Source organism: Pseudomonas sp. GXM4, from assembly GCF_008923895.1.
Classification (GTDB): Bacteria; Pseudomonadota; Gammaproteobacteria; order Pseudomonadales; family Pseudomonadaceae; genus Aquipseudomonas; species Aquipseudomonas atacamensis.
Window position 1 is genome coordinate 21,159 of sequence record NZ_WBRZ01000043.1, and the last position, 6,465, is coordinate 27,623.

Annotated in this window: 6 protein-coding genes; 5 read left to right on the forward strand and 1 reads right to left on the reverse strand. The window is 55.9% G+C overall.

Annotated features, from left to right (window positions below; translation table 11 throughout):
- Nucleotides 1-36: 36 nt before the first annotated feature.
- Nucleotides 37-1,560, reverse strand: a complete 1,524-nt coding sequence (gene dnaA, locus F8N49_RS08750; protein WP_024014947.1) for a chromosomal replication initiator protein DnaA — start codon at nucleotides 1,558-1,560, stop codon at nucleotides 37-39.
- A gap of 566 nt (nucleotides 1,561-2,126) precedes the next feature.
- Here dnaA and rpmH point away from each other — a divergent pair.
- The 5 genes from rpmH to mnmE all read left to right on the forward strand — a co-directional run bounded on the left by rpmH (nucleotide 2,127) and on the right by mnmE (nucleotide 6,048).
- Nucleotides 2,127-2,261 carry a 50S ribosomal protein L34 gene (gene rpmH / locus F8N49_RS08755; protein ID WP_003213577.1) on the forward strand — a complete coding sequence of 45 codons (135 nt, stop codon included), beginning with the start codon at nucleotides 2,127-2,129 and terminating at the stop codon, nucleotides 2,259-2,261.
- 16 nt (nucleotides 2,262-2,277) lie between these two features.
- Nucleotides 2,278-2,679, forward strand: coding sequence for a ribonuclease P protein component (gene rnpA, locus F8N49_RS08760; protein ID WP_024014946.1), 402 nt, complete (start codon nucleotides 2,278-2,280; stop codon nucleotides 2,677-2,679).
- A complete protein-coding gene (gene yidD, locus F8N49_RS08765) occupies nucleotides 2,672-2,917 on the forward strand; it encodes a membrane protein insertion efficiency factor YidD (RefSeq protein WP_027901580.1) in 246 nt (81 codons plus the stop codon). The genes rnpA and yidD overlap by 8 nt, the downstream gene beginning before the upstream one ends.
- Before the next feature lie 2 nt (nucleotides 2,918-2,919).
- Entirely contained in the window at nucleotides 2,920-4,599 is a 1,680-nt protein-coding gene (gene yidC / locus F8N49_RS08770) for a membrane protein insertase YidC (protein ID WP_151551164.1), read from the forward strand.
- An 81-nt stretch (nucleotides 4,600-4,680) separates the two neighbouring features.
- The gene (mnmE, locus tag F8N49_RS08775; protein ID WP_151551165.1) at nucleotides 4,681-6,048 is read left to right on the forward strand and encodes a tRNA uridine-5-carboxymethylaminomethyl(34) synthesis GTPase MnmE; all 1,368 of its coding nucleotides are present in this window, start codon (nucleotides 4,681-4,683) and stop codon (nucleotides 6,046-6,048) included.
- The last annotated feature ends 417 nt before the right edge of the window (nucleotides 6,049-6,465 follow it).

Consider the following 6,465-nt stretch of genomic DNA (forward strand, 5'->3'; position numbering starts at 1 on the left):
CTAGTCCCTTGCCTTAATAAGCTGCGCTGGTGTTCATCAGGTGGTCAGTGTACGCAGCAGGTTCTTGTAGTCCTCGCGGATGTCCGCGTCGGATTCCTTAAGTTCGTTGATCTTGCGGCAGGCGTGCAACACGGTGGTGTGGTCGCGACCGCCAAACACATCGCCGATTTCCGGCAGGCTGTGGTTGGTCAGTTCCTTGGACAACGCCATGGCCACCTGACGCGGACGAGCCACCGAGCGCGAACGGCGCTTGGACAGCAAGTCGGAAATCTTGATCTTGTAATACTCGGCGACGGTGCGCTGGATGTTATCCACAGAAACCAGTTTGTCCTGCAACGCCAGCAAGTCTTTCAGGGATTCGCGGATCAGCTCGATGGTGATGTCGCGGCCCATGAAGTGCGAGTGGGCGATTACGCGTTTCAGCGCACCTTCCAGCTCACGGACGTTGGAGCGAATGCGCTGGGCAATGAAGAACGCGGCGTCATGCGGCAACTCGACTTTGGCCTGATCGGCCTTCTTCATCAGGATCGCCACGCGGGTTTCCAGTTCCGGCGGCTCGACCGCAACGGTCAGGCCCCAGCCGAAGCGGGATTTAAGGCGTTCTTCAAGGCCTTCGATTTCTTTCGGGTAGCGGTCACTGGTGAGAATGACCTGCTGACCACCTTCAAGCAGCGCGTTGAAGGTATGGAAAAACTCTTCCTGGGAACGCTCCTTGCGGGCGAAGAACTGAATGTCGTCGATCAGCAAGGCGTCCACCGAACGGTAGAAACGCTTGAATTCGTTGATGGCGTTCAGTTGCAACGCCTTGACCATGTCGGCCACGAAGCGCTCGGAATGCAGGTACACAACCTTGGCATTCGGATTCTTCTTTAATAGATGGTTGCCCACCGCGTGCATCAAGTGAGTTTTACCCAGACCGACGCCGCCATAAAGGAACAGCGGGTTGTAGCCGTGCTTGGGATTGTCCGCCACCTGCCAGGCCGCCGCACGGGCGAGCTGGTTGGATTTACCTTCGACGAAGTTTTCGAAGGTGAACGTGCGATTCAGGTAACTGGTGTGCTTGAGCGCACCTTCAACCTGCACGGTGCGCTGCTCCGCGCGAACCGGGGCCTGCTGCGAAGCGGCGCCGGCCATCGGGTCGAAGCTGTCGCGGGAAGGTTCTTCGCTGACTTCAGCGGCCTTCTGTGTGGAACGTTTGGCCGGAGCAGGGGCTGGCGTCGGTGCCGGATTGCTCGCTGGCACATTATTGGCCTGCGCCTGGGCAACCTGCGCGGCCGCCAGTGGCGCATTGGGTGCGGCACGAGGTGCCGAGCTGCGTTTGCTGCCTATTAACAAGGACAGCGCCGGCGTCGAGCCATTGCCGTGCTCATCCAGCAATTCAAGGACGCGGCCCAGGTACTTTTCGTTGACCCAGTCCAGCACGAAACGATTCGGTGCGTAGACGCGCAACTCGTCGCCTTCGGCTTCGACCTGTAGTGGACGGATCCAGGTGTTGAATTGTTGGGCAGGCAGCTCTTCGCGCAAAAGCTCCACGCACTGCTGCCAAAGTTCCACTGACACGGATATCCCCTAAGTTGAAAGCCGGTGAGGCAAAAACAAGCGGCCATTGTAGCGGCGAGCGATTCACTTATCCACATGCAGGTAGGTTCGTCACCATCATTTATCAACGCGTTAACGCATTAAAAGGCGACCAACGGCATGTGAATAAGCCCTGTGGATAAACGCCTCTGAGGGCACTGGACAACTGGGGGCTAAACCCGGTGGATAACCAGCCTGTGGATAACAGGCCATTTCACGCACAGCTTATCCGATAGCGCAGCACAGGCTGAACACTGTTTTCCACTGTAGTTGTCATCCTCTGTACACCACACAAAATAAGGCCTGATAGCAGTTATCCACAGAAGATGGCGTGTCTAGCTTTTACAAGCTTTACAGAAAAGCTTTAAATAATTCCCTTCTTTATTTCTATATCTGGCTGACAGGCTTTCGAGCTTAAACCCTGCCCGGATCTATTTATAAGGAAACGCTGGTTGGAAATTGACCTGAAGGCTTGCTTTCTCTAGAATCCCCGGTCTCTTAAAACGGGGGCCATTCCGGCCCGTTGTGGACGAACCAGGTAACACGACATGAAACGTACTTTCCAACCAAGCACTATCAAACGCGCTCGTACCCACGGTTTCCGTGCTCGCATGGCTACCAAGAACGGCCGCGCAGTCCTGTCGCGTCGTCGCGCCAAAGGTCGTGCGCGTCTGGCAGTTTGATAATCCGGTACTGGAGGTGAGTCAGGACTTCAGTCGGGAAAAGCGTCTGCTTACCCCCCGGCATTTCAAGGCAGTCTTTGACTCCCCTACCGGCAAGGTTCCGGGGAAAAATCTCCTGCTCCTTGCACGCAACAACGATCTTGATCACCCCCGTCTCGGGCTGGTTATCGGGAAAAAGAGCGTAAAGCTCTCCGTTGAGCGCAATCGCCTCAAACGTCTGATGCGCGAATCGTTCCGTCTGCACCAGGATTCACTGGTCGGCTGGGACATCGTTATCGTCGCGCGCAAAGGTTTGGGTGATGTAGAAAACCCCGAATTGATTCAGCATTTCGGCAAACTCTGGAAGCGTCTGGCACGCAACAAGCCCGTTCCGGCAGTCAAAACCGAAACTGTAGGGGTAGACAGTACCGATGCGTAAACTGGCCCTCGTTCCGATCCAGTTTTATCGCTATGCCATTAGTCCTTTAATGGCCAGCCACTGTCGCTTCTACCCCAGTTGTTCCTGCTACGCGTATGAAGCCATTGAAAATCATGGCCTTCTGCGCGGTGGCTGGCTGACCTTTCGTCGTTTAGGTCGCTGTCATCCGTGGAATCCCGGTGGTTATGACCCGGTTCCACCTGTCCCTACCTCCCGTTCTTCTTCGATGGCCGAGTAATCATGGATATCAAACGCACGATCCTGATCGTCGCCCTGGCAATCGTGTCCTACGTCATGGTTCTTAAATGGAACCAGGATTATGGCCAGGCTGCCCTGCCGACTCAGAATGTTGCTTCCAGTACGACTACATCCGGTTTGCCGGACACCGCCACTGGCACAAATGCCGCCAGTGACGATATTCCGCGCGCCGCCAGCGATACCAGCGCACCTGCCGAAACGCCGGTCGCCGCCAGCAAGGATCTGATTCAGGTCAAGACCGATGTGCTCGATCTGGCGATCGATCCACAGGGTGGCGACGTTGCGCAACTGACTCTGCCTTTGTATCCACGTCGTCAGGATCGTCCTGACGTTCCGTTCCAGCTGTTCGATAACGGCGGCGAACGTGTATATCTGGCGCAAAGTGGTCTGATCGGTACTAACGGCCCGGATGCAAACCCGGCCGGTCGTCCGGTTTATTCCTCGGAGAAGAAGGTTTACCAACTGGCTGACGGTCAGGATCAACTCGTCGTTGACCTGAAATTCAGCAAGGACGGCGTCAACTACATCAAGCGTTTCACCATGAAACGTGGCCTGTACGACGTCGCTGTCTCCTACATTGTGGATAACCAGAGCGCTCAGCCCTGGAACGGCGCAATGTTTGCCCAGTTGAAGCGCGATGCCAGCGCTGATCCTTCGTCGACCACTGCTACTGGCACCGCGACTTACCTGGGCGCTGCCCTGTGGACAAGTTCCGAGCCGTACAAGAAAGTGTCGATGAAGGACATGGACAAGGCGCAGCTCAAGGAAACCGTCACCGGTGGTTGGGTAGCCTGGCTGCAGCACTACTTCGTGACTGCGTGGATTCCGGCCAAGGGCGAAAACAACATCGTCCAGACCCGTAAAGACAGCAAAGGCAACTACATCATCGGTTACACCGGTCCTACTCTGACCGCTGCTCCAGGTGCAAAAGTTGAAACCAGCGCTGTGCTGTACGCCGGTCCGAAAAGCCAGGCTGTGCTGAAAGAGTTGTCCCCAGGTCTGGAACTGACCGTCGACTACGGCATTCTGTGGTTCATTGCCCAGCCGATCTTCTGGCTGCTGCAACATATCCACGCCATTGTCGGTAACTGGGGCTGGTCGATCATCTTCCTGACCATGCTGATCAAAGGGATTTTCTTCCCGCTGTCGGCTGCCAGCTACAAATCGATGGCGCGCATGCGTGCCGTGGCTCCGAAACTGGCTGCGCTGAAAGAGCATCATGGCGATGACCGGCAGAAAATGTCGCAAGCCATGATGGAGCTGTACAAGAAAGAGAAGATCAATCCACTGGGCGGCTGCCTGCCGATCCTCGTGCAGATGCCGGTCTTCCTGTCGCTGTACTGGGTTCTGCTGGAAAGCGTGGAAATGCGCCAGGCGCCGTTCATGCTGTGGATCACTGACCTGTCGATCAAGGATCCGTTCTTCATTCTGCCGATCATCATGGGCGCAACCATGTTCATCCAGCAGCAGCTGAACCCGACGCCTCCGGATCCGATGCAGGCGAAGGTCATGAAAATGATGCCAATCATCTTCACCTTCTTCTTCCTGTGGTTCCCCGCGGGTCTGGTGCTGTACTGGGTTGTGAACAACTGCCTGTCGATTGCACAACAGTGGTACATCACGCGTAAGATCGAAGCGGCGACGAAAAAAGCCGAGGCGTAACTTGCACTGTGGATAACACCACTCAAAACGCCCCCTAGTGGGGCGTTTTGCTATCTGCCACGTTTGTCTGGATGCCGCTTTATGAGCACACCCCGTGAAACTATCGCTGCTGTCGCCACTGCTCAAGGGCGCGGCGGTGTGGGCATCGTCCGTATTTCCGGGCCGTTGGCCAGCGTGGCGGCAAAAGCCATCAGCGGCCGAGAGCTGAAACCGCGTTACGCCCATTACGGGCCGTTTTTCAGTGACGACCAGCAAGTGCTGGACGAAGGTCTGGCTTTGTATTTTCCGGGGCCGAACTCGTTCACAGGCGAAGACGTGCTGGAACTCCAAGGTCACGGCGGCCCGATCGTGCTGGACATGTTGCTCAAGCGCTGCCTGGAACTGGGTTGTCGTCTGGCCCGTCCTGGGGAATTCAGCGAGCGCGCCTTCCTCAATGACAAACTCGATCTGGCCCAGGCCGAGGCAATCGCCGATTTGATCGAAGCCAGTTCTGCCCAGGCTGCGCGCAATGCGCTGCGTTCATTGCAGGGTGCGTTTTCCCAGCGTGTGCATAACCTGACCGAGCAACTGATCGGTTTGCGTATCTACGTTGAAGCCGCGATCGACTTCCCGGAAGAGGAAATCGACTTTCTCGCCGACGGCCATGTGCTGAGCATGCTCGACAAAGTACGCGATGAGTTATCCACAGTGCTGCGCGAAGCAGGGCAGGGCGCGTTATTGCGTGATGGCATGACCGTCGTCATCGCTGGGCGGCCGAATGCCGGTAAATCCAGCCTGTTGAATGCATTGGCCGGTCGCGAGGCTGCCATCGTCACCGAGATTGCCGGCACCACGCGGGATATCCTGCGCGAACATATCCACATCGACGGCATGCCGTTGCATGTTGTCGATACTGCGGGCCTGCGTGATACCGATGATCATGTGGAAAAGATTGGCGTGGAACGGGCCTTGAAAGCCATTGGAGAAGCGGATCGGGTTTTACTGGTAGTCGATGCGACCGCACCGGAAGCACTGGATCCTTTTGCCTTGTGGCCAGAATTCCTCGAGTCTCGACCGGACCCGGCGAAGGTCACCCTTATCCGGAACAAAGCCGATCTGACCGGTGAAGCGGTTTCTCTGGAAACCAGTGACGACGGCCACGTGACCATCAGTCTCAGCGCCAAGTCCGCCGAAGGCCTCGATCTGCTGCGGGACCACCTCAAGGCGTGCATGGGTTACGAGCAGACTTCGGAAAGCAGCTTCAGCGCACGTCGCCGGCATCTGGAAGCACTGCGTCACGCCAGCGCGGCACTGGAACATGGCCGCGCGCAACTGACCCTGGCCGGGGCAGGCGAATTGCTCGCCGAAGATCTGCGCCAGGCTCAGCGTTCCCTGGGTGAAATTACCGGGGCGTTCAGCTCGGATGATCTGCTTGGAAGGATCTTCTCCAGCTTCTGCATCGGCAAATAACCTCCTGCTATTCACAGACAGGTCCGTTCGCGACCTGTCTGCTTCCCTCTTTTCTAAAATCCTCCAAGAGTGCCGGGCAGATTTTTTCTCCCTGAGCGGTTTTCGGCTGCCTGGTACCTCTTCGTCCATCAAATTTTTGTGGATTTAGCCCTGTGAATAACTGCCACTGAGGGCAGTTGATAACAGGGCCTCAAAACTGGAGATAACCCACGCTGTGGATAACCACCCCATTCATCCACAGGCTTAAACCGGTTATCCAATGGCCTCATTGCTACATGAACACAGAGTTTTGAATCTCTGTACATGTTGAAAAATAAGGCCTGTAGCGATGTATCCACAGAAAGGTGGTTCAGTAAGAATAAACATAAAAACAAAGGTTTTATACATTTCTTTCTTTTTTATTCTTTTAACCTCGAG